18 protein-coding genes are annotated in these 19,676 nt (G+C 64.0%); 6 read left to right on the forward strand and 12 right to left on the reverse strand.

Features of this window, described 5'->3' with window-relative positions:
* Window positions 1-84: 84 nt before the first annotated feature.
* Window positions 85-834, forward strand: coding sequence for a hypothetical protein (locus QCE73_RS07255; RefSeq protein ID WP_309880437.1), 750 nt, complete (start codon window positions 85-87; stop codon window positions 832-834).
* Window positions 835-874: 40 nt separating this feature from the next.
* Complete coding sequence (locus QCE73_RS07260; RefSeq protein WP_035498912.1) at window positions 875-1,939, forward strand: GGDEF domain-containing protein; 1,065 nt, start codon at window positions 875-877, stop codon at window positions 1,937-1,939.
* A 9-nt stretch (window positions 1,940-1,948) separates the two neighbouring features.
* Here QCE73_RS07260 and QCE73_RS07265 read toward each other — a convergent pair whose 3' ends face one another.
* Together QCE73_RS07265 and QCE73_RS07270 are read right to left on the reverse strand one after the other, a co-directional pair.
* A complete protein-coding gene (locus QCE73_RS07265; protein WP_035498911.1) occupies window positions 1,949-2,860 on the reverse strand; it encodes a recombination-associated protein RdgC in 912 nt (303 codons plus the stop codon).
* Window positions 2,861-2,912: 52 nt separating this feature from the next.
* Window positions 2,913-3,851 (reverse strand): DMT family transporter, encoded by a 939-nt coding sequence (locus tag QCE73_RS07270; RefSeq protein WP_309880439.1) that lies wholly within the window; start codon window positions 3,849-3,851, stop codon window positions 2,913-2,915.
* Window positions 3,852-3,962: 111 nt separating this feature from the next.
* Here QCE73_RS07270 and QCE73_RS07275 point away from each other — a divergent pair, with 111 nt between their 5' ends.
* Window positions 3,963-4,433 (forward strand): Lrp/AsnC family transcriptional regulator, encoded by a 471-nt coding sequence (locus QCE73_RS07275; RefSeq protein WP_035498592.1) that lies wholly within the window; start codon window positions 3,963-3,965, stop codon window positions 4,431-4,433.
* An 87-nt stretch (window positions 4,434-4,520) separates the two neighbouring features.
* Entirely contained in the window at window positions 4,521-4,841 is a 321-nt protein-coding gene (locus tag QCE73_RS07280) for a hypothetical protein (RefSeq protein WP_309880440.1), read from the forward strand.
* A gap of 77 nt (window positions 4,842-4,918) precedes the next feature.
* On the opposite strand, the gene QCE73_RS07285 is transcribed toward QCE73_RS07280, so the two are convergent.
* Entirely contained in the window at window positions 4,919-5,074 is a 156-nt protein-coding gene (locus tag QCE73_RS07285; protein WP_187604707.1) for a hypothetical protein, read from the reverse strand.
* Between the two features lie 191 nt (window positions 5,075-5,265).
* Here QCE73_RS07285 and QCE73_RS07290 point away from each other — a divergent pair, with 191 nt between their 5' ends.
* Window positions 5,266-6,660, forward strand: a complete 1,395-nt coding sequence (locus QCE73_RS07290; RefSeq protein WP_309880442.1) for a selenium-binding family protein — start codon at window positions 5,266-5,268, stop codon at window positions 6,658-6,660.
* Between the two features lie 20 nt (window positions 6,661-6,680).
* Window positions 6,681-7,304, forward strand: a complete 624-nt coding sequence (locus QCE73_RS07295) for a hypothetical protein (RefSeq protein ID WP_309880443.1) — start codon at window positions 6,681-6,683, stop codon at window positions 7,302-7,304.
* A gap of 82 nt (window positions 7,305-7,386) precedes the next feature.
* Here QCE73_RS07295 and QCE73_RS07300 read toward each other — a convergent pair whose 3' ends face one another.
* From QCE73_RS07300 to QCE73_RS39380, 9 genes are all read right to left on the reverse strand, one after another.
* Window positions 7,387-8,898 (reverse strand): efflux transporter outer membrane subunit, encoded by a 1,512-nt coding sequence (locus QCE73_RS07300; protein WP_309881933.1) that lies wholly within the window; start codon window positions 8,896-8,898, stop codon window positions 7,387-7,389.
* Window positions 8,898-10,118, reverse strand: coding sequence for an efflux RND transporter periplasmic adaptor subunit (locus tag QCE73_RS07305; RefSeq protein WP_309880444.1), 1,221 nt, complete (start codon window positions 10,116-10,118; stop codon window positions 8,898-8,900). Before QCE73_RS07305 ends, QCE73_RS07300 begins: the two co-directional genes overlap by 1 nt.
* Window positions 10,119-10,155: 37 nt before the next feature.
* Window positions 10,156-13,344 (reverse strand): efflux RND transporter permease subunit, encoded by a 3,189-nt coding sequence (locus QCE73_RS07310; RefSeq protein WP_309880445.1) that lies wholly within the window; start codon window positions 13,342-13,344, stop codon window positions 10,156-10,158.
* 244 nt (window positions 13,345-13,588) lie between these two features.
* Window positions 13,589-14,929: a phenylacetate--CoA ligase PaaK gene (gene paaK / locus QCE73_RS07315; RefSeq protein WP_309880446.1), complete on the reverse strand. Its 1,341-nt coding sequence runs from the start codon at window positions 14,927-14,929 to the stop codon at window positions 13,589-13,591.
* Between the two features lie 37 nt (window positions 14,930-14,966).
* Window positions 14,967-16,481, reverse strand: coding sequence for a 3-hydroxyacyl-CoA dehydrogenase PaaH (paaH, locus tag QCE73_RS07320; protein WP_309880448.1), 1,515 nt, complete (start codon window positions 16,479-16,481; stop codon window positions 14,967-14,969).
* A 12-nt stretch (window positions 16,482-16,493) separates the two neighbouring features.
* Window positions 16,494-17,696, reverse strand: coding sequence for a 3-oxoadipyl-CoA thiolase (pcaF, locus tag QCE73_RS07325; protein WP_309880449.1), 1,203 nt, complete (start codon window positions 17,694-17,696; stop codon window positions 16,494-16,496).
* 157 nt (window positions 17,697-17,853) lie between these two features.
* Complete coding sequence (paaE, locus tag QCE73_RS07330) at window positions 17,854-18,942, reverse strand: 1,2-phenylacetyl-CoA epoxidase subunit PaaE (RefSeq protein ID WP_187604695.1); 1,089 nt, start codon at window positions 18,940-18,942, stop codon at window positions 17,854-17,856.
* A gap of 65 nt (window positions 18,943-19,007) precedes the next feature.
* A complete protein-coding gene (gene paaD / locus QCE73_RS07335) occupies window positions 19,008-19,520 on the reverse strand; it encodes a 1,2-phenylacetyl-CoA epoxidase subunit PaaD (RefSeq protein WP_309880451.1) in 513 nt (170 codons plus the stop codon).
* Window positions 19,520-19,627, reverse strand: coding sequence for a Phenylacetic acid catabolic protein (locus tag QCE73_RS39380; protein WP_404989763.1), 108 nt, complete (start codon window positions 19,625-19,627; stop codon window positions 19,520-19,522). The genes paaD and QCE73_RS39380 overlap by 1 nt, the downstream gene beginning before the upstream one ends.
* Between the last annotated feature and the right edge of the window lie 49 nt (window positions 19,628-19,676).

Below are 19,676 nucleotides of genomic sequence, written 5' to 3' on the forward strand. Positions count from 1 at the left end.
GCGCGGGCAAGTGCCGGACCGAGCGCGCGCCCTGCGTCCGCGCCCGGTCCGCTGTCTGACGAATACGTTCTGGAGAGCGCTGTCATGCCTCAGCACGCAAAGCTACCCGAAGAGAGCATCGCGGATCGAGCAAGTCCCGCGAATGATCCCACTGTCATTCAACCGCCCGAGCCTGCAATCGATTACGACGACGATCCCGGCCCCCTGCGCACGCCGCTGCGCTTCGGGCGACTCGCGCTGTGGATGGCATCGGCGACCGCGCTCGGGATCGGCGTGCTCGGCACCGTCGCGTACGGCATGTGGTTCAACCACGACCAGCGCGTGTACGCCGAAGCGATGTCGAGCGCGCGCCGGACGCTCGGCATCGACCAGCCCGCCATTGCCGCGCAGACGCAGTCGGCTGGCGCAGTCGAGACGCCTCTGACCGGCGCGCTGCCCTATGCGTCGAACGAAGCGCCCGCGCCCATCGACACGGCATCGCTTGCGGACAACGCGCCGGCCGCCGACGCCTCCGACGAACCGACAGTCGCCGATACCGGCGCGGACGCGGCCCTCGCGACAGCCGCCGTGGCCGCGCAGGCACAGCAGGCCGACGCATCCGCCGCCGCGCCCGTGCAGAGCGCCGCCGTGCAACGCCGCGGCACGCCATCGGCGACACAGCGGGCCGCCGTCAATCGCGGCAACGCCGATCCGTACGCGCAGGCGCGCAAACATCAGCAGCCGCGCGCGAAGCCCGAGGGCGGGCTGTTCGCGCGCATGGGCGCGTTTTTCCATCGAGTGAGCTATCGACACAATGTCCCGAACCGTCAGCGAGAGGAGTATTCACGCCCCTGAGGACACGCTGGCGGGCCGTGTGCGGCATGCGCTCGTGCGCATGCGCGTGCCCGGCCCCGCGCCGCTCGCGGGCGCCGCATTGCTGTGCCTGCTGATCGGCCTGCTGTTCCTCGCGATGCAGATTCGCGCGATCTTTTCCGCGCAACTGCAACAGGAGTACGTCGGGCTTGTGCTCGAAGCGGTCGAGCGCGCCGATACCGCGCGTGCCGCCGCGCTGTCCCTGCAGAACGCCCCCGCCGGCGACGCCCAGCGTCAGGCCGCCTATCGCGAGTCGCGCATCGAACTGGCGGCGCGGCTCGCGTCGCTGCACGCGCTGGTGTCGGCGAGCCCGATGTCGGCGCCTTCCGTGCCGCTGGCCGTGCTCTCGCCCGCGATCGCGCTCGGCGAGGCGAGTTCTGCGCTCGATTCGACATACGCCTGGTGGCGCACCGAGCGCGATCGCGCGAGCGCCGACGTGCGCGAGCGCATTCTGAGCGTGTCGCATACGTTGATTGCGCTATCGGCGATCGTTTTCGGCGTGCTCATCACCGCGCTCGGCATGTATGCGAAGCGCAACCGGCAACTGCTCGGCCTGTCGAACGAGTTCGAGCAGGCGTCGCTGCACGATCCGATGACGGGCCTGCCCAATCGCCGCAAGCTCTTCGCGGCGCTGGAGGAAGCGGCGAACGCGCTGGCTAGCGGCGCGCGCGGCTCGGCGCGCATCGCGGTGCTGTATATCGATCTCGATGGTTTCAAGCGCGTCAACGATACGCACGGACACCGCATCGGCGATGAATTCCTGATCGCGGTATCGCGTCGATTTCGTCAGGCGGTGCGCGGCGGCGATCTGGTCGCGCGTATCGGCGGCGATGAATTCGCGCTGCTCGTGAGCGAGTTTTCGAACGACGGCGAGCTGGCCGTGATCGCGCAACGAATCATCGCGTGCGTCGGCGAAACCGATGCGCAGATGGGGCTGTCGATCGTGCGCGCGAGCATCGGGATCGCGAGCTTCCCGGATCGCGTCAACGATTACTGGCGGCTGGTGGCCGCCGCCGACGAAACGATGTACACCGTCAAGCGCAACGGCAAGAACGGCTATGCGTTCTCGCCGTCGCCGTCCGCCTGATCCGGGCTCCTACGCGGCCGCGCGCAGATCCTCTTCGCCGCCGAGCGCGTCGGTCAGCGCCGACAGCATCCGCGCGAGTTCGCCCGTCATCAGGATGAAGTCGGATTCGAAGCGCTCGTCGTCGTTCGCCGCGGTGGGATCGGCGGCTTCCTTGATGACATCGAGCGCGCTCACGCGCTTCAACGTGAGCGATGGCGTCAGCACGAAGGAAACGCGGTCGTCCCATGTCATCGCGAGACGCATGCACTGCTTGCCCGCTTCGATATGGCGGCGCATGTCTTCCGTTTCGAGCGCGTGCCCGACGTAGCGGACGGTCGCGTTGCCTTCGCCGGTCGAGCGCAGTTCGGTGTCGCGATCGAGCGTGAAGCCAGCGGGACCTTCGCCCGACAGCAGCCACTCGGTCATCGCGGATACGGGCGAGCGCGCGGTGCGCACGCTGGCGAGCGGCAGATCGGTGACGGACTTCACCAGCAAGCCGATGATGTCGTCGCACACCGTCGCCGACGACGAATCGATCGCGAGCCAACCGTTCACCGGATCGATCCAGACGCGCGTGTCGCGGCGAATGCTGAACGCACGCGGCAGGAGTTCGTCGGTGATCTGCTCTTTCAGCTCGCGCAACTGCTTTCTGCCCGGTTTGAAGCCCTGCTGCTCTTCGATCTCGGCCGCGCGTTCCTTCACGAACTGCGTGACGACCGACGCGGGCAGAAGCTTCTTCTCCGCGCGATAGACGATGAGCATCTGACGATTCGCCGTGTAGACGAGTTCATCGTCCCCGCGCGGCGAGACCCAGCCGCGCCGCTCGTTCTCGATGCTCGACGCCGCGCTGAACGCGAGCGGCGCGAGCCATTGCTGCATGTGCTGCGGCGTGACGGACCAGTGTGCGGGGAGACGGTGAAGCTGAAGGTTCTTGAACCACATGGCGCGAATTTCGATGTAGTCGGAAAGGGGCGCCATTCTATACGAGTGAGCGTCAATCGCTCGCGCGCCATTTTTGCGGCACGATCCGCCACTGCAGATTCACCCCCGCCGCCGCGAGCAGAATGAGCACCGCGCCCGCCACCTGCAGCCACGCGAGCCGTTGCCCGAACGCGAGCCAGTCGACGACGATCGCGACCACCGGATAGATGAACGACAGCGCGCCCGTGGTCGCGGTCGGCAGCTTCTGGATCGCGCCGTAGAGCAGCACGTACATGAGCCCCGTGTTGACGACGCCGAGCACGACGAGATCGGACCAGCCGCCGATCGATGTGGGCGTCTCTGCGAAGCGCGCGAACGGCGCGAGCATCACGATACCGAACAGCACATGCAGCATCGCGATCAGGTGCGGCGGCGTGCCCTTCAGGCGCTTCGTGACGATCGACGATATCGCGTACAGAAAGGCTGCGCCGAGCGCATACGCGATGCCGTGCAGATATTGCCCCGGCATCGCCAGCACGGCGGGCTCGACGCGCACCACCATCACGAGGCCGATGAATGCAACGCCGAGCCACGCGATCGTCGATGCCGATACGCGCTCGCGCAGCACGATAACGCCCAGCGCGACGAGCATGAACGGCTGCGTGTTGTAGACGGTCGTCGCCATCGAGATCGATGCGCGCGAATACGCGGCGAACAGCAAGAGCCAGTTGCCGACGATCGCCACGCTGCCGAGCGCGACGAGCCCGATCATGCGCCACGAGAAATAGCGCTTCTTCAGAAAGCCGAGCGCCGCGCACACCGCGATGAGCGTCGCCGCGCCGAACACGCAGCGGAAAAACACCACGTTCCAGGGCGTCTGCCCCGACGACACGACGAGCCAGCCGATCGTGCCCGACATCAGCATCGCGAGCGACATCTCGATTGCGCCGCGACGCAGTTCATGCGCGTTCGATGCGCCGGCGAAGCGCGCGTTGATTCTTTCCGTGTTCATCTCGTTCTCGTCATGCAATTCCGATGGTTTCAAGTCTATCGATGCGCACTACTCAAAACCATGCCTAAAATTAGGCATCGACATCTTTCGACCTTTGAATCGAAGGCCATCATGGGAAAAAACCTGGGCAGCATGCCGCAGACAGGCATCGACGCCATCGATCGCGAACTCATCGCCGTGCTCGCGAGCGACGGGCGCATCGCGGTGAGCGAACTGGCGAAACGCGTCGGGCTATCGGCGCCGAGCACCGCCGAGCGCATGCGCCGGCTCGAAACGCAAGGCGTGATTCGCGGCTTCACCGTCGATATCGATCCGCGCGCGCTTGGTTACACGCTGCAGGCGATCGTGCGCGTGCAGCCGCTGCCCGGGCAGTTGCATCTCGTCGAGGAAGCGATCCGGCGCATTCCCGAGTTCGTCGAGTGCGACAAGGTGACGGGCGACGACTGCTTCGTGTGCCGCCTCTATCTGCGCTCGATCGAGCATCTCGACGACATCCTCGGCAAAGTGACCGAGCGCGCCGCGACGAGCACGGCCATCGTGAAGGCGACGCCCATCGAAAGACGCCTGCCGCCGCTCGGCTGAATACCGCGCGTTTTTACCCGCAGACGAACGGCGTTACACTTGAGGCGCTTGACGATGCATTCCAGGTCATGCGCGAGAGGAACGACAATGAGTGACTTCGACGCCAACCGCACCTTCCGCGGGCTTCCGCTGACATCCGAGCAGGATGCCGAGATCCGTCACTACATCAAGAAGAAAAAGCAGCGCGGCGAGCCGTGGGATACGCCCGAACTGGAGGCCATGCTGCAAGACATGCTGGAGCCGCCTGCCGACGAGGACAGCGTCATCGACGACGAAACCGACGAGGAAACCCGCTCGGTGGCGGAGCGCGCGTCCGCGTTCATCGATGAAGGCATGGACCCGATCGAGAACAGCGAGGAATGGCACGCCGCGATGGAAGCCGAGGCGATGAAAGGGCCGCGACGCTGACTCGTTTTGCACTGCGCAAAAAATAGCGCCGGTCGATGCCGGCGCCCTAACCGTTTAATTCACGTCCCGCTGCAAGGTCAATGCCTGTGCCGCCAGTCGCGCGGCGGATGCGTATCCAGCCAGCGCGCCTTCGGAACGGGAATATGCGGGTGCCGGTGATGCATCACGAGAACCACCGCGACGCATAGCACCAGAACGACTCCCGCCATCAGGCTGATCATCGGCTCGGCCATCGCTACCTCCTCTTTCGGTCCAGGGGCGATGCCTATAGTTTAGGCGCGTTTTCCCCGTCGAATCACGCGTCGCGCGAAAGCAAAGCAGAAAAGCATCTTTGCGCCGCGAGGGCATCGGAAGCATGCCGCGTGCTTGTGTCCTATAGTGCTTTTGCAAGCGAATCGACGACCACACAATCGGGAGACGCAGCATGGCGACATGGAAACCGGATCCGAGCTTCTACCCTTCCCCGCGGCTTGCGGCGAAAGCGCCGCGCGAAACGCTGGCCTACGTCGCGACGTTCGATCCCGAGCGCCAGGCGCCCGACAAGATCGCCGTCGTCGATGTCGATCCGGATTCGCCGGACTACACGAAAATCGTCGGCGAAATCGCGATGCCCGATACCGGCGACGAGCTGCATCACTTCGGCTGGAACGCGTGTTCGTCGTGCCTGTGCCCGAACGCGCCGCATCCGCATATGGAGCGCCGCTATCTCGTCGTGCCGGGGCTGCGCTCGTCGCGCATTCATATCATCGACACGAAGCCCGATCCGAAGAAGCCCGTCATCGTGAAAACGATCGAGCCTGAAGAACTCGCGGAAAAAACCGGCTATACGCGGCCGCACACGGTGCACTGCGGGCCGGGCGGCATCTATATCACCGCGCTCGGCAATGCCGAAGGCAAGGCGCCCGGCGGCGTGCTGATGCTCGATCAGCAAAGCTTCGATCCGCTCGGCCGCTGGGAAGTCGATCGCGGCCCGCAGCAACTCGCGTATGACGGATGGTGGCATCTCGGCTACGACACGATGGTCACGAGCGAATGGGGCACGCCCGATACCTTCGAGAACGGCCTCGTGCCCGACCTGCTGCTCGGCGCGAAGTACGGGCGCAAGCTGCATTTCTGGGACTTCACGAAGAGAAAGCACATTCAGGAGATCGACTTCGGCGACGAATATCAGCTCGTGTTCGAACTGCGCCCCGCGCACGATCCGACCAAAGCATACGGTTTCGTCAATTGCGTGATCAGCCTGAAGGATCTGTCGTCGTCGATCTGGACCTGGTATCGCGACGGCGACAAATGGGCGGTGAAGAAGATCATCGACATTCCCGCCGAGCCCGCCGATGCCGACGCGCTTCCGCCGCTGCTCAAGGGCTTCGGCGCGGTGCCGCCGCTCGTCTCGGACATCGATCTGTCGATGGACGACCGCTTTCTCTACGTGTCGTGCTGGGGCACGGGCGACATGCTGCAATACGACGTCTCCGATCCCTTCGCGCCGAAGCTGACGGGCAAGGTGCGCATCGGCGGCGTGGTCGCGCGGGCGACGCATCCAGGCGCCGCGAACGGCGCGTTGAACGGCGGGCCGCAGATGGTCGAAGTGAGCCGCGATGGCCGCCGCGTCTACTTCACCAATTCGCTGTATGGCGCGGTGGATGCGCAGTTCTATCCCGAAGGCATCGACGGCTGGATGGTGAAGCTCGACGCCGATCCCAACGGCGGCCTCAGCGTCGACGAGAAGTTCTTCATCGACTGGCCGAAGGGACATCGGCCGCATCAGATCCGGCTGCAAGGCGGCGATTGCTCGTCGGATTCGTACTGCTATCCCTGAGACGCGACGAGACGCTTCGCATGGACGCCGCGTCGCCCGCGCTCATCGTCACGGCCGCGGGCCTCGGCGCGTTTCACGGCCTGAATCCCGCCATGGGATGGCTCTTCGCGGTCGCGCTCGGCCTGTATGCGCGAAGCCGCCGCGTCGCGCTCGTGTCGCTCGTGCCGATCGCGCTGGGGCACGCGGCATCGGTCGCGCTCGTGCTCGCGGGCGCGCTCACGCTCGGCATGGCGATCGGCCACGACATGCTCGCGCGTGCGTGCGGAGCGCTGCTGATCGGCTGGGGCGTGTGGAGCGCGTGGCGCGGGCATCGCGGACGTCCGACCGTGGGTATGCGTACCGGGCTGGCGGGCTTAGCGTTGTGGTCCTTCGTGATGTCGAGTGCGCACGGCGCGGGACTGATGCTCGTGCCGGCGCTTTTGCCGTTATGTACCGGTCAGGTCGCGAACACCGCGCTCGAAGCCACCGCGCTCGCGCTGACCGTCCATACGGGCGCGATGCTCGCCGTGATTGCCGCGATTTCCATGTTCGCGATGTCCGTGCAGGAACGCGGCGGACTCGGCTTTCTGCGAAGCGGCTGGATCAATGTCGATTGGGTCTGGAGTGCTGCGTTGATTGCTTGCGGTGTGCTTTTGCTCGTCTAGCTTCGACGCCTTCTCGCGCGACTGGGAATGTGCATTTTGCATGCGCAATGCCTCATGGCATCTTGCACGCATCATTCGAAATTCAATCACGCCGCGAAACTGCTTCCGCGCTCGGCAGTTCTAACGTGCTCCATCCCCCGCCCAGCGCTTTCACGAGCGCGACGCTCGCCGCCATGCGCCGCCGTTCGATGCCCACCGCCGTGCGCTGATCCGACAGCACGATCGCCTGCGTCACCACGACGCTCAAATACGTGATCGCGCCGTTCTCGTAGCGGTTGCCCACCTTGCCGAGCGCGCGCTGGGCGGCAGCGACGGCATCGCGCTGCGCTTCGCTTTCGCGGTGCAGCACTTCCAGCGCGTTCAGGTTGTCTTCCACTTGCCCGAACGCAATCAGCACCGTCTGCCGGTAATCGGCGACGTTCTCGTCGTAGGCAGCGCGCGCCGCATCGCGGGCCGCCGCCCGTCCGCCGAAATCGAGCACCGTGAACGCAAGCTGAGGACCGAGCGACCAGAAGCGGCTCGGCGCTTCGAGCCACGACGAAAAGCGCGTCGCTTCGAGGCCGCCGGTCGCGGCGAGCAAGAGGTTCGGAAAGAACGCCGCCGTCGCCACGCCGACGCGCGCATTCGCCTCTGCCACGCGCCGTTCCGCCGCCGCGATATCCGGCCGCCGTTCAAGCAGCGCGGACGGCACGCTGAGCGGCAACACCGCGAGCGCCGCCGACGGATGCGGCGAATGCGCTTCGTTGAGCGGCGCGACATCGAGGGTAAAGTTCGACGGATTCTCGCCGACGAGAATCGCTATCGCGTTGACGAGGCTCGTGCGTGTAGTCTCCAGATCGATGCGTTGCGCCTGCGTCGCGCGCAACTGCTCCTCCGCCTGCGCCACGTCCGATTCCGCCGCAACACCGCCCGCAAAACGATCACGCGTGAGTGCGAGCGCCTTCTCATAGGCTTGCAGCGTGGCGTCCAGCAGCCGCTCTTCTTCGACGGTGCCGCGCAAATCGAAGTAGTTGGTCGCGAGCTCGGCCTGCATCGACAGAATCGCGCTTTGCAGGTCTGCAGCGCTCGCCTGCGCTTCCGCCCGGCCGCCTTCGACGGCGCGCGAGATGCGCCCCCACAGATCTGGCTCCCAGGAGATCTGCGCGTCGATCAGATAGTCGGGCACGGTCACGCCCGCACTCGATTTGTACAGCACGTTCGACGACACGCGCGACTGGTTGAATGCGGCGTTCGCGGTGATCGTCGGGAAGTAAGCCGAACGCGCCTGCGCAGCCGCGGCCCGTGCCCCGCGATAACGAGCAGCCGCCGCGGCAACGGTCTGGTTCGCAGTCACGACGCGTTCTTCGAGCGCGTTCAATTGCGGATCGCCATAAACCTGCCACCAGGGCGCGCGCGGCGTCGCGTCGGCGGGCTGCGCGGGCCTCCAGTCCTGCGATGCCGCAGCGGATGCGGCCTCGGGCAGATCGAGCGGCGTTTGCGACTTGTACGCTGCGGGCACCGGCACGTCGGGCCGAACGTAATCCGGGCCCACCGTGCAGCCGGCCAATGCGGCGATAGTTAGCCATCCTACGATTCCGATCGATGCGCGCATCATCACGATTCGTTTCCTTCCGCCTTCGCCGCTCCGCCGCGCGCGGCCCCACTTGCACCCGCGCCCGTGTCCGAGCGGCCGATACGCACCGTCGCGCCGTCGATGATCGAATCGGGCGGATTCACGATCACGCGCTCGTCGCCATTCAGACCGGAAACGATGGACACGCGCGTGCCGTAGTCCGTGCCGAGCGTGATCGGCAGAAGCTTCACGCGATTGTTCGCATCGACGCTCGCGGCATGCACGCCATTGGGCCGAAACAGCAATGCATTGCCCGGCAGCGTGAAGGAAGGATTCGCGCTCGTGAGACGAAAGCGCACCTGCGCATAGGCACCCGCGAGCAACTCGCCGGTCGGGTTCTTCACATCGACTTCGACACGCATCGTGCGCGCGACGGGATCGACCGCGCCCGCCGTGCGCACTGTGATGCCATCGAACTTGCGATTGCGCTCCTCGTTGAGCAGCAAATCCGCGGGCAAACCAACGGTGATCATGCGCGCATACGCCTGCGGCACATCGACGAACACACGCAACGTAGACGCATCCTGAATATGAAAAAGCTCGCGGCCCGCTGCACCGCTGCCGGCATCGATCAACTGGCCGACATCGGTATTGCGCGCCGTGACGACGCCATCGAATGGCGCATAGATCTTCTGGAACGACACGAGCTGTTCGAGCCGCGACACGTTCGCCTGCGCCGCATTCAGCGCGGCTTCCTTCGCGAGCATGTCGCCGTTCTTCTCATCGGTTTCCTGACGCGACACCGAGTTGTTCTTCAGCATCTGCGCCCAGCGTTCCGAAGTCGTCTTCGCCAGCAGATAGTTCGCGCGCGCCGTTTGCGCATCGGCGCGGGCCTGACGAAGCTGATCGTTGATCTCGGGCGCATCGATCTCCGCGAGCAACTGGCCCTTCTTCACCTTCGTGCCGATATCGACGGTCCAGCGCTTCAGATAACCGTTGGTGCGCGCGAAGATCGGCGCATCGGAGAACGCGCGGATATCGCCCGCGAGCACGAGATCCTGCGATGCCTTCATGCGAGCCGGCTTGATGACTTCGACCGTCTGCACGCCATGCTCGTTCGCATCGCGTTCGAGTTCAGCGTGCGCCGCGCGCCGCGACAGTATGCCTTGCGCGACGAGCACGACGACCACCACGAGCGCGATCACGAGCCATAAGCGCCCGCGTCGCTGATTGCCCGATCTTTGCGAGCCCTGCTCTTTCATCCTTTCCACCCACTAATCGATTGCTTATTGATTCGTTCTATTGCGCCGCTTCTCTCGCCGCCGTGTCCGGTCCCTTGCCGCGCGCTTCCATGCGCCGGTAGATCATCGAGAACACCACCGGCACGAAGAACAGTGTCGCGATAGTGCCGACCATCAGACCGCCGATCACCGCGCGCCCGAGCGGCGCATTCTGCTCGCCGCCTTCGCCGAGGCCGATCGCCATCGGCACCATGCCGATCATCATGGCAAGCGCCGTCATCAGCACGGGCCTGAAGCGCGAATAGCCCGCTTCGAGCGCGGAACGCACTGCATCGCCGTGCTCGGCGAGCGCCGATCGCGCGAAGCTCACCACGAGAATGCTGTTCGCGGTCGCGATGCCGATACACATGATCGCGCCCGTCAGCGCGGGAATCGACAGCGTCGTGTGCGTGAGGAACAACATCCACACGATGCCCGCGAGCGCGCCCGGCAATGCGGTGATGATGATGAACGGATCGAGCCACGACTGGAAGTTCACGACGATCAACAAGTACACGAGCACGACCGCGAGAATGAGGCCGAACGCGAGACCGGAAAACGATCCGTTCATCGTCTCGACCTGGCCGCGCATGTCGATCGACGAGCCCTTCGGCAGCTCGCCACGCGCTTCGTCGATGATGCGCTGCACGTCGTCGGACACCGCGCCGAGGTCGCGCCGCTCGGTCGTCGCATAGAGATTGATGGTGGTCTGCGCGTTGTAGTGATAGACCACCGCATCGCGCGCGCTGCGCGATAACGATGCGAGCGCGCCGAGGATATTCGTCTTGCCGCTCGCGGACGTGACCGGAATGTTCGCCACCGATTGCAGCGAGTCCATGTCGTATTGCGGCGCAGTCGTGATGACGTTGTAGCTCACGCCGTTCACGGGATTGAGCCAGAAGGTCGGCGTCGTCTGCTGGCTGCCCGAAAGCGTGATGAGCAGGTTGTTCGCGACATCTCGCTGCGTGAAGCCCGCTTGCAGCGCCTTGGTGCGATCCACTTCGACATTGATCGACGGCAGATCGGACGGCTGCTGGATGCGCGCATCGACGAGTCCCGGCACGCGTCGGATCTTTTCCAGCAAGCGATTCGCGAGCGCGCGATTGGCCTGCGCATCGCGTCCGGTGATGGCGATGTCGATCGGCGCGGGCACGCCGAAGTTGAGAATCTGGCTCACGATATCCGCGGGCAGGAACGAGAAGGTCACGCCGGGAAACTCTTGCGGCAGGCGCTTTCGCAATTCATGGATATAGCCTTCGGTCGGCGCGTGATCTTCGTTCAGGCTGATGAGCACGTCGGCGTCGGCGGAACTGACCGTGCCCGTGTTGCTGTACGAGAGATTGATGCCCGATACCGGCAAGCCCATGTTGTCGATGATCGAGCGAATCTCGCCGCGTGGAATCAGTTGCCTGATGCGTGCATCGACGCGATCGGTGAGCGCCGCCGTTTCCTCGATGCGCGTGCCGGTCTTCGCGCGCAAATGCAGGGCGATCACGCCCGAATCGATCGACGGAAAGAAGTCGCGTCCGAGGAACGGTGCGAGCCCAAGCGAGAGCAGACAGCACAACAGGAAGAGCGCCGCGAAGCGTCCCGGATGCATGAGGCGCGCTTCGAGAAAGCGTCGATAGCGATTGCGCACGGATTCGAAATGGCGCTCGAACGCGAGATGGATACGCACGAACGGATTGCGCGAGCCCTTCATCGATTCGACATCGCCGCCCATGTGCTCATGATGGCGCAACAGGTATTTGGCGAGCGTAGGGATCAGCGTGCGCGAGAAGAAGTACGACGCGAGCATTGCGAACACGACGGCCTCGGCCATCGGCACGAAGAGGTAATGCGCGACGCCGGTCAGGAGGAACATCGGGATGAAGACGATGCAGATCGAGAGCGTCGATACGAGCGTCGGCACGGCGATCTGCTGTGCGCCATCGAGAATCGCCTGCTCCAGTTCCTTGCCCTCTTCCAGGTTCTGGCTGATGTTCTCGATTGCGACCGTCGCGTCGTCGACGAGAATGCCGACCGCCAGCGCGAGACCGCCGAGCGTCATGATGTTGATGGTCTGCCCGATCGCGGACAGCGCGACGATGGACGTCAGCATCGAAAGCGGTATCGAGATCGCGATGATGAGCGTCGCGCGCCAGCTTCCGAGGAAGAGCAGGACCATCAACGCAGTCAGCCCCGCCGCAATGACCGCTTCGCGCAGCACGCCCGACACCGATGCGCGCACGAACAGCGACTGATCCGCCACCGGTTCGATCCTGAGCGACTCGGGCACCATGCCGCGCAACGTCGGCAACAGGTTCTTCACGCGCGCGACGATATCGAGCGTCGATGCATTGCCGCTCTTGTTGATCGTGAGTAGCGACGCGCGCGTGCCATCCACGCGCACGATATTGGTCTGCGGCTGAAAACCATCGCGCACATGCGCGACGTCCTTGATATAGATCGTGCCGCCCGGACCCGTGCGGATCGGTATGTCGTTGAGTCCTTCGATCGAACCGGGGCTCGCGTTCAGGCCGACCGAGTATTCCGTCGAGCCGATCTTCGTCGTGCCCGTCGGCAGAATGAGGTTCTGCGCGCTGATCGCGTTGACGACATCGGTCGGCGCGAGGTTCTTCGCCTGCAGCTTGCGCGAGTCGATATCGACCATGATCTGCCGCTGCTTGCCGCCATAAGGCAGCGGCACCGATGCGCCCTGCACGGTCGCGAGTTGCGTCTTCAGGAAGCTGTTGCCGAAGTCGTAGAGCTGCTGCTCGGTGAGTTCCGCCGACGACAACGCGAGCCGCAAAATGGGCACCGTCGATGCATTGAAGCGCAGGATGTTAGGCGGCGTGATCCCCGGCGGCAGCGAGCGCAATTGCGTCTGCGAGAGCGCGGTGATCTCGGCGATCGCTTCATCGACATTCGCGTTCGGCTGGAAGTAGATGCGAATCACCGCGATGCCCGGCAGCGATTCCGACTCGATATGCTCGATGTCGTTCACCGCCACCGACAAGCCACGCTCGTAGTTCAGCGTGATGCGCCGTTCCATCTGATCGGGCGGCAGGCCCGTGTACGACCAGATGACGCTGACTACGGGAATATCGATGTTCGGAAAGATATCGGTCGGTGTGCGCAGGATGACGAGCGGACCGATGATCAGCAAAAGCAGCGACAGGACGATGAACGTGTACGGGCGCTTGAGCGCGAGTCTGACGATCCACATCTAAATTCTGCCTGCCCCGTTTGGTGTTCGTTATTCGAATACTCTTCGACTACTGCGCGAATGCACCCGCTACGATGACACAACAGAAGCTTACAAAACAATTCGCGCAAACGGTTGCGAGGGTTTATGCGGAAGGATTTCTGCAGAAGAATGCGAGGCCGCACCGAAATTGGAGCGCGAGCGCCAATCGGTGGGAAGCGGATTGCGCCTCGCAGAACGCGAGGCGCTTAGAGAAACGGGGCTGTTAGACGGTCGCGGGACGCAGGTCGAGCACGCGTTTCGCCTTGCCCGTGGCGGTCGTCGGCAGCTCGCCGGAATCGAGCACGCGCACTTGCGTCGACACACCGACCATCGTCTTGACGCGGCTTTGAAGCTCGCGCGAGAGACCTGCACGCTCGCTATCGTTCAACGTCGCGCAGACTTCGGCGCGCGCTTCGACGGAAACGGACAGCGAATCCATGTGACCCTCGCGCGATACGCACAGTTGATACTGCCCGCTCAGGCGCGGAATCGCGAGAATCAATTCTTCGATCTGGCTCGGGAACACATTCACGCCGCGAATGATGAGCATGTCGTCCGAGCGGCCCGTGATCTTCGCGAGACGGCGCATCGAACGCGCGCTCGGCGGCAGCAACGACGTGAGATCGCGCGTGCGATAGCGGATCATCGGCATCGCTTCCTTCGTGAGCGACGTGAAAACGAGCTCGCCCGTGCTGCCTTCGGGAAGCACTTCTCCCGTCACCGGATCGATGATCTCGGGATAGAAATGATCTTCCCAGATGGTCGGACCATCCTTCGTTTCGATGCATTCGCACGCGACGCCCGGACCCATGATCTCCGACAGCCCGTAGATATCGAGCGCCTGAATGCCCGCGCGCGTTTCGATCTCGCTGCGCAAGCCCTGGCTCCACGGCTCCGCGCCGAAGATGCCGATCTTGAGCGACGTGTTCGCCGGGTCCATGCCCTGGCGCGCCATCTCGTCGAGCAGATTCAACATATACGACGGCGTGACGAGAATGATCTTCGGCTCGAAGTCGCGGATCAGTTGCACCTGCTTCTCGGTCTGGCCACCCGACATGGGCACGACCATGCAGCCCAGACGTTCCGCGCCGTAGTGAATGCCGAGGCCGCCCGTGAAGAGGCCATAGCCGAATGCATTGTGCAGCGTATCGCCCTTGCGCCCGCCCGCGGCGCGGATCGAGCGCGCGGTGACATTGGCCCATGTGTCGATGTCCTTCGCGGTGTAGCCGACCACCGTCGGCTTGCCCGTCGTGCCGCTCGATGCATGCACACGCACGACCTGATCGCGCGGCACCGCGAAGAGCCCGAACGGATAGTTGTCACGCAGATCGGTTTTCGTCGTGGTCGGAAACCGCGCGAGATCGGAGAGCTCGCGCAGGTCATCCGGATGCACGCCTGCCGCATCGAATGCGCGGCGAAAGTGCGCCACGTTTTCATAGGCGTGTCGCAACGACCATTTCAGGCGTTCGAGTTGCAGCGCCTGAAGTTCGTCACGGCTCGCGCGCTCGATCGGCTCCAGTTCGCCTTGCTGTGCATTGGATTGGACCACGGTTGTCTCCTGCATGATTGAATGAATGATCGATGAATGACGCGAATTCGCTTTAGTGGAAGCGTTGGCCCGAATAGCGCAGAGCCGAGATGAGCGGCGATGCGCGATAGCGGTCTTCGCCGTAATGCGCTGCGAGATTAAGCAGGACATCGTGAATGCGTGCGATGCCGATGCGCTCGCCCCACGCGAGCGGCCCGAGCGGATAGTTCACGCCCTTCTCCATCGCGAGATCGAGATCGGCGCTCGTGCAGACGCCCTGATTCACCGCGTCCGCCGCTTCGTTGACGAGCATCGCGACGGTGCGCATCACGGCCATGCCCGCGATATCGTTCAACGGCACCACGGTATAGCCCGCCTTCGACAGTGCGCCGGCTGCGGCGGCGTAGGCATCGTCGTCGCACTGACGCGCACGCGTGATCGCGATGCTCGGTGCGCGCGCATAGTCGAGCGCGAGATCGATCAGCACGATGTTGTCGATGCCGAGCGCGTGCGCGCGTTCGGTGGCGGTGCGGCCATCGGTGACGAAGAGATACGCGTCGTCGATTTGAGCGACGAGGCCGGGCATATCGTTGCGCGTCGCGCTCGCATCGGCGAGGCGCGCTTGCAGATGCTCATACAACGGCACGCTTTCACCGAGCACGATGTTCGAAGGCGCGCGCGTAAGCGTCTCGATGCGCGCAGCAGGCTTCGCGGCATCGGCGGCATAGTCATAGAAGCCACGGCCCGTCTTGCGGCCGAGAAAGCCCGCGTTCACCAGTTCCTGCTGAATCAGCGAAGGCGTGAAGCGCGGATCGTTGAAATACGCGTTGAACACCGATTGCGTCACGGCGAAGTTCACGTCGTGACCGATCAGATCCATCAACTCGAACGGGCCCATTCTGAAGCCGCCCGAATCGCGCATGACGGCATCGATGGAAGCTGCGTCCGCGCCCTGCTCGTTGAGGACACGAAGCGCTTCGGCATAGAACGGCCGCGCCACGCGATTGACGATGAAACCCGGCGTCGACTTTGCATGAACCGGCTGCTTGCCCCATGCGGCCGATGTGGCGTACACCGTACGCGCGACATCATCCGATGTAGCGAGTCCGCGCACGACTTCGACGAGCGCCATCAGCGGCGCGGGATTGAAGAAGTGCATGCCGACCACGCGCGATGGATGCTTCAGGGGCGCAGCGATCGCCGTGATCGAAATGGACGACGTGTTGGTCGCGAGGATGCACTCGGGCGTCACGATGCTTTCGAGCTCGCCGAAGAGCGCACGCTTGACGTCGAGCCTCTCGGCGACCGCTTCGATGACGAGCGCTGCCGTGCGCAAGTCCGCCAGGTTCGTAACGATACGCACGCGATCGACGGCTTTATCTCCTGTTGCCTGATCGAGCTTCTTCTTGTCGATCAGGCGCTGCACGTTCGTCGCGATGCCGATGTGCGCCCTGTCGAGCGCTTTCGCGTCGAGGTCGTAAAGCAACACGGTGTGCCCCGCGAGCGCCGCAACTTGCGCGATGCCCGCGCCCATCGCCCCCGCGCCGATCACGCCCACGATCGCCGATGTCTGGATAGCCTGTGTCATGTATCGCGGCCCTCAAACGCGTTCGATCGCGATTGCGATGCCCTGGCCCACGCCAATGCACATCGTGCACAACGCATAGCGGCCGTTGCGGCGTTCGAGTTCGTACATCGCGGTCGTAACGAGACGCGCGCCGGATGCGCCGAGCGGATGACCGAGCGCAATGGCGCCGCCGTTCGGATTCACGCGCGGATCGTCTTCCGCGAGGCCGAGTTGACGCAACACCGCGATGCCTTGCGATGCGAAGGCTTCATTGAGTTCGATGACGTCGAACTGGTCCAGCGTGAGACCCGTGCGTGCGAGGAGCTTCTTCGTCGCGGGCGCGGGACCGATGCCCATGATGCGCGGCTCGACGCCCGCCGTCGCCATGCCGATGATGCGCGCGCGCGGCGTGAGGCCATGGCGATTTGCCGCCTCCTCGTTCGCGATGATGAGCGCGCATGCGCCATCGTTCACGCCCGATGCATTGCCCGCCGTCACGCTGCCGTCGGGACGCACGACGCCCTTCAGCTTCGCGAGCGTGTCGAGCGTGGTTTCGCGCGGATGCTCGTCGCGATCGACCGCAATCGTTTCACCCTTCTTTTGCGGCACATTCACTGCAACGATCTCCTGCGCGAGCGTGCCATCGGCCTGTGCGCGCGCGGCGCGCTGCTGGCTGCGCAGCGCGAAGCGATCCTGTGCATCGCGCGAGATACCGAAATCGACGGCGACGTTCTCCGCGGTCTCGGGCATCGAATCGACGCCGTAGCGTTCGCGCATCGCACGATTGATGAAACGCCAGCCGATGGTCGTATCGAAGATATCGGCCGAGCGCGAGAATGCGCTCGACGCCTTGCCCATCACGAATGGCGCACGCGTCATGCTCTCGACGCCGCCAGCGAGGTAGAGCGAGCCGTCGCCCGCCTTGATCGCGCGTGCAGCACTGCCGACCGCATCCATGCCCGAACCGCACAGGCGGTTGATCGTCGAGCCGGGCACATCGATGGGCAAGCCCGCCAGCAGGGCCGACATGCGCGCGACGTTGCGGTTGTCCTCGCCTGCCTGATTGGCGCAACCGTAGATCACGTCGTCCACCTGCGTCCAGTCCACCGATGCGTTGCGCTTCATGAGCGCGGTGATCGGCACGGCGCCGAGATCGTCGGCGCGGACGTCCTTGAAAACACCGCCATAGCGGCCGATGGGCGTACGAATCGCATCGCAGATGAAGGCTTCAGTCATGACAAGTCTCGATGTGGAGGATGATCGATCGCCACGAAGCCGTGCAATGGTTACATTGCTAAGGGCTTCGGGCTTGAATTGATTGTTCTGGAAATGCTTCGGCTTAAGGCGCATCGTTGCGATGCGCGTCTTTCATGGGAATCGGGACGGCGTCTCTTTAGCGCTCGTCGAAACTCACTACCACGCGCTCGCTCACCGGATGACACTGGCAAGTCAGCACGAAGCCATCATCGATTTCGTGTTGTTCGAGCGTGTAGTTCTTCTCCATCTTCACTTCGCCTTCGAGCACTCTCGCGCGGCACGTGCAGCACACACCGCCCTTGCACGCGTACGGCAAGGCGAGTCCTGCTTTCAAGCCCACATCGAGCACGCTCACGCCTTCATACGGCAGCCGCAATTTGCGCTTCTTGCCGTCGATGATCAACTCCAGATCCGCCGCCGGCGTGCTCTCCGTGATCTCGATGGCAGGCACGCCCGCTTGCGGCAACGGCGTGCCGAAGCGCTCCACGTGTATCTGCTTGGGCGCGACACCCGAGTCTTTCAACGCCGCTTCGGCGGCATCCATCATCGGGCCGGGGCCGCAGATGAAGGCCTCGTCGATTTCCTCCGGCGAGAGCAGCGTCTCCAGAAACGCCTTGCACTTCGCCTCATCCAGCACGCCGTTAAAGAGCTCCACATCCTGCAGATCGTCCGACAGCACGTGATACAGCGAGAACCGATCCATATATCGATTCTTCAGATCTTCAAGCTCTTCGGCAAACATGATCGCGTCGACGCTGCGATTGCCGTACACGAGCGTGAAGCGGCTCGTCGGCTCCGTATCGAGCGTCGTCTTGATGATGGCCAGCACGGGCGTGATGCCCGAGCCGCCCGAGAACGCCACATAGTGTTTCGCGTGATCCGCGTTCAGGTGCGTGAAGAAGCGCCCGTCGGGCGTCATCACGTCGATCTCGTGGCCGGGTTTCAAGGTATCGAACGCGAAGTTCGAGAAGCGCCCGCCACGCACGCGCTTGATGCCGATGCGCAATTCGCCATCGCGATCGTAGTCGGTCACGCCCACGCAGATCGAATACGAACGGCGCGTCTCCTCGCCATCGATATGCGTCTTGAGCGTCACGAACTGACCCTGCGTGAAGCGAAACGCATCGCGCAACGCGGGCGGCACCTCGAACGAAACGGTGAACGCGTCGGCGGTTTCGGGGCGGACCTCACGGATGCGCAGCGGATGGAATTGCGGAGTCGCCATGTTTTTCGGCTCGCTATCGTTGATTCGGTTGATTCGGTTGATTCGGTTGATTCGGTTGATTCGGTTCAGTACGGCTTGAAGTAGTCGAACGGCTCGCGGCAGTCGATGCAGCGATACAGCGCCTTGCACGCCGTCGAGCCGAATTGCGCCAGCTTCTCCGTGTGCGTCGAGCCGCAGCGCGGACAGGCGATCGTTTCCTTCTTGTACGGCACGAAGCGGATCGGCTTTTCCGTGCTGCTGCATGCGCCCGTCGGCGGTGCGATGCCATAGCGGCGCAGCTTCTCGCGCGCTTCTTCGGTGATCCAGTCGGTCGTCCACGCGGGCGCCAGCACCGTCTCGATGCGATGCGCGCCAAGCTCAGCCCGATCGATCGCCTGCGCGATGTCTTCCGCAATCTGCGACATCGCAGGACAGCCCGAGTACGTCGGCGTGATCACCACTTCGAGCACGCCATCGTCGCCGTGGCGCACCTCGCGCAGAATGCCCAGCTCGCGGATCGAGACCACCGGAATCTCCGGATCGGGCACCGCTTCGAGCACGTCCCACGCGCGTTCGATGGTTGCGTTGGCGGTATTCATTACCAACTCGCGCCCGGATGCTGACGCGCGAGACTCTGCATCTCCGCGAGCAGATAACCCATGTGCTCCGAGTGCTCGCCGTGCTTGCCCGTGGTGATGTGCTTCACCTCGGCAGGCGCTTCAAGCGTGGCTTCTTCCAGCGCCGATGCGACCTGC

Origin of the sequence: Caballeronia sp. LZ029, assembly GCF_031451275.1 — a bacterium.
In the GTDB taxonomy this organism is placed as follows: Bacteria; Pseudomonadota; Gammaproteobacteria; order Burkholderiales; family Burkholderiaceae; genus Caballeronia; species Caballeronia jiangsuensis.

Bases quoted from the DNA above. Each gene is read 5' to 3' on its own strand.
- pcaF (WP_309880449.1), bottom strand. From the start codon at position 17,696: ATGACTGAAGCCTTCATCTGCGATGCGATTCGTACGCCCATCGGCCGC.
- QCE73_RS07270 (WP_309880439.1), bottom strand. From the start codon at position 3,851: ATGAACACGGAAAGAATCAACGCGCGCTTCGCCGGCGCATCGAACGCG.
- QCE73_RS07260 (WP_035498912.1), top strand. From the start codon at position 875: ATGCGCGTGCCCGGCCCCGCGCCGCTCGCGGGCGCCGCATTGCTGTGC.
- QCE73_RS07310 (WP_309880445.1), bottom strand. From the start codon at position 13,344: ATGTGGATCGTCAGACTCGCGCTCAAGCGCCCGTACACGTTCATCGTC.
- QCE73_RS07280 (WP_309880440.1), top strand. From the start codon at position 4,521: ATGAGTGACTTCGACGCCAACCGCACCTTCCGCGGGCTTCCGCTGACA.
- QCE73_RS07285 (WP_187604707.1), bottom strand. From the start codon at position 5,074: ATGGCCGAGCCGATGATCAGCCTGATGGCGGGAGTCGTTCTGGTGCTA.
- paaE (WP_187604695.1), bottom strand. From the start codon at position 18,942: ATGGCGACTCCGCAATTCCATCCGCTGCGCATCCGTGAGGTCCGCCCC.
- paaH (WP_309880448.1), bottom strand. From the start codon at position 16,481: ATGACACAGGCTATCCAGACATCGGCGATCGTGGGCGTGATCGGCGCG.
- QCE73_RS07300 (WP_309881933.1), bottom strand. From the start codon at position 8,898: ATGATGCGCGCATCGATCGGAATCGTAGGATGGCTAACTATCGCCGCA.
- QCE73_RS07290 (WP_309880442.1), top strand. From the start codon at position 5,266: ATGGCGACATGGAAACCGGATCCGAGCTTCTACCCTTCCCCGCGGCTT.
- QCE73_RS07265 (WP_035498911.1), bottom strand. From the start codon at position 2,860: ATGTGGTTCAAGAACCTTCAGCTTCACCGTCTCCCCGCACACTGGTCC.
- QCE73_RS07255 (WP_309880437.1), top strand. From the start codon at position 85: ATGCCTCAGCACGCAAAGCTACCCGAAGAGAGCATCGCGGATCGAGCA.
- paaK (WP_309880446.1), bottom strand. From the start codon at position 14,929: ATGCAGGAGACAACCGTGGTCCAATCCAATGCACAGCAAGGCGAACTG.
- QCE73_RS07275 (WP_035498592.1), top strand. From the start codon at position 3,963: ATGGGAAAAAACCTGGGCAGCATGCCGCAGACAGGCATCGACGCCATC.
- paaD (WP_309880451.1), bottom strand. From the start codon at position 19,520: ATGAATACCGCCAACGCAACCATCGAACGCGCGTGGGACGTGCTCGAA.
- QCE73_RS07295 (WP_309880443.1), top strand. From the start codon at position 6,681: ATGGACGCCGCGTCGCCCGCGCTCATCGTCACGGCCGCGGGCCTCGGC.
- QCE73_RS07305 (WP_309880444.1), bottom strand. From the start codon at position 10,118: ATGAAAGAGCAGGGCTCGCAAAGATCGGGCAATCAGCGACGCGGGCGC.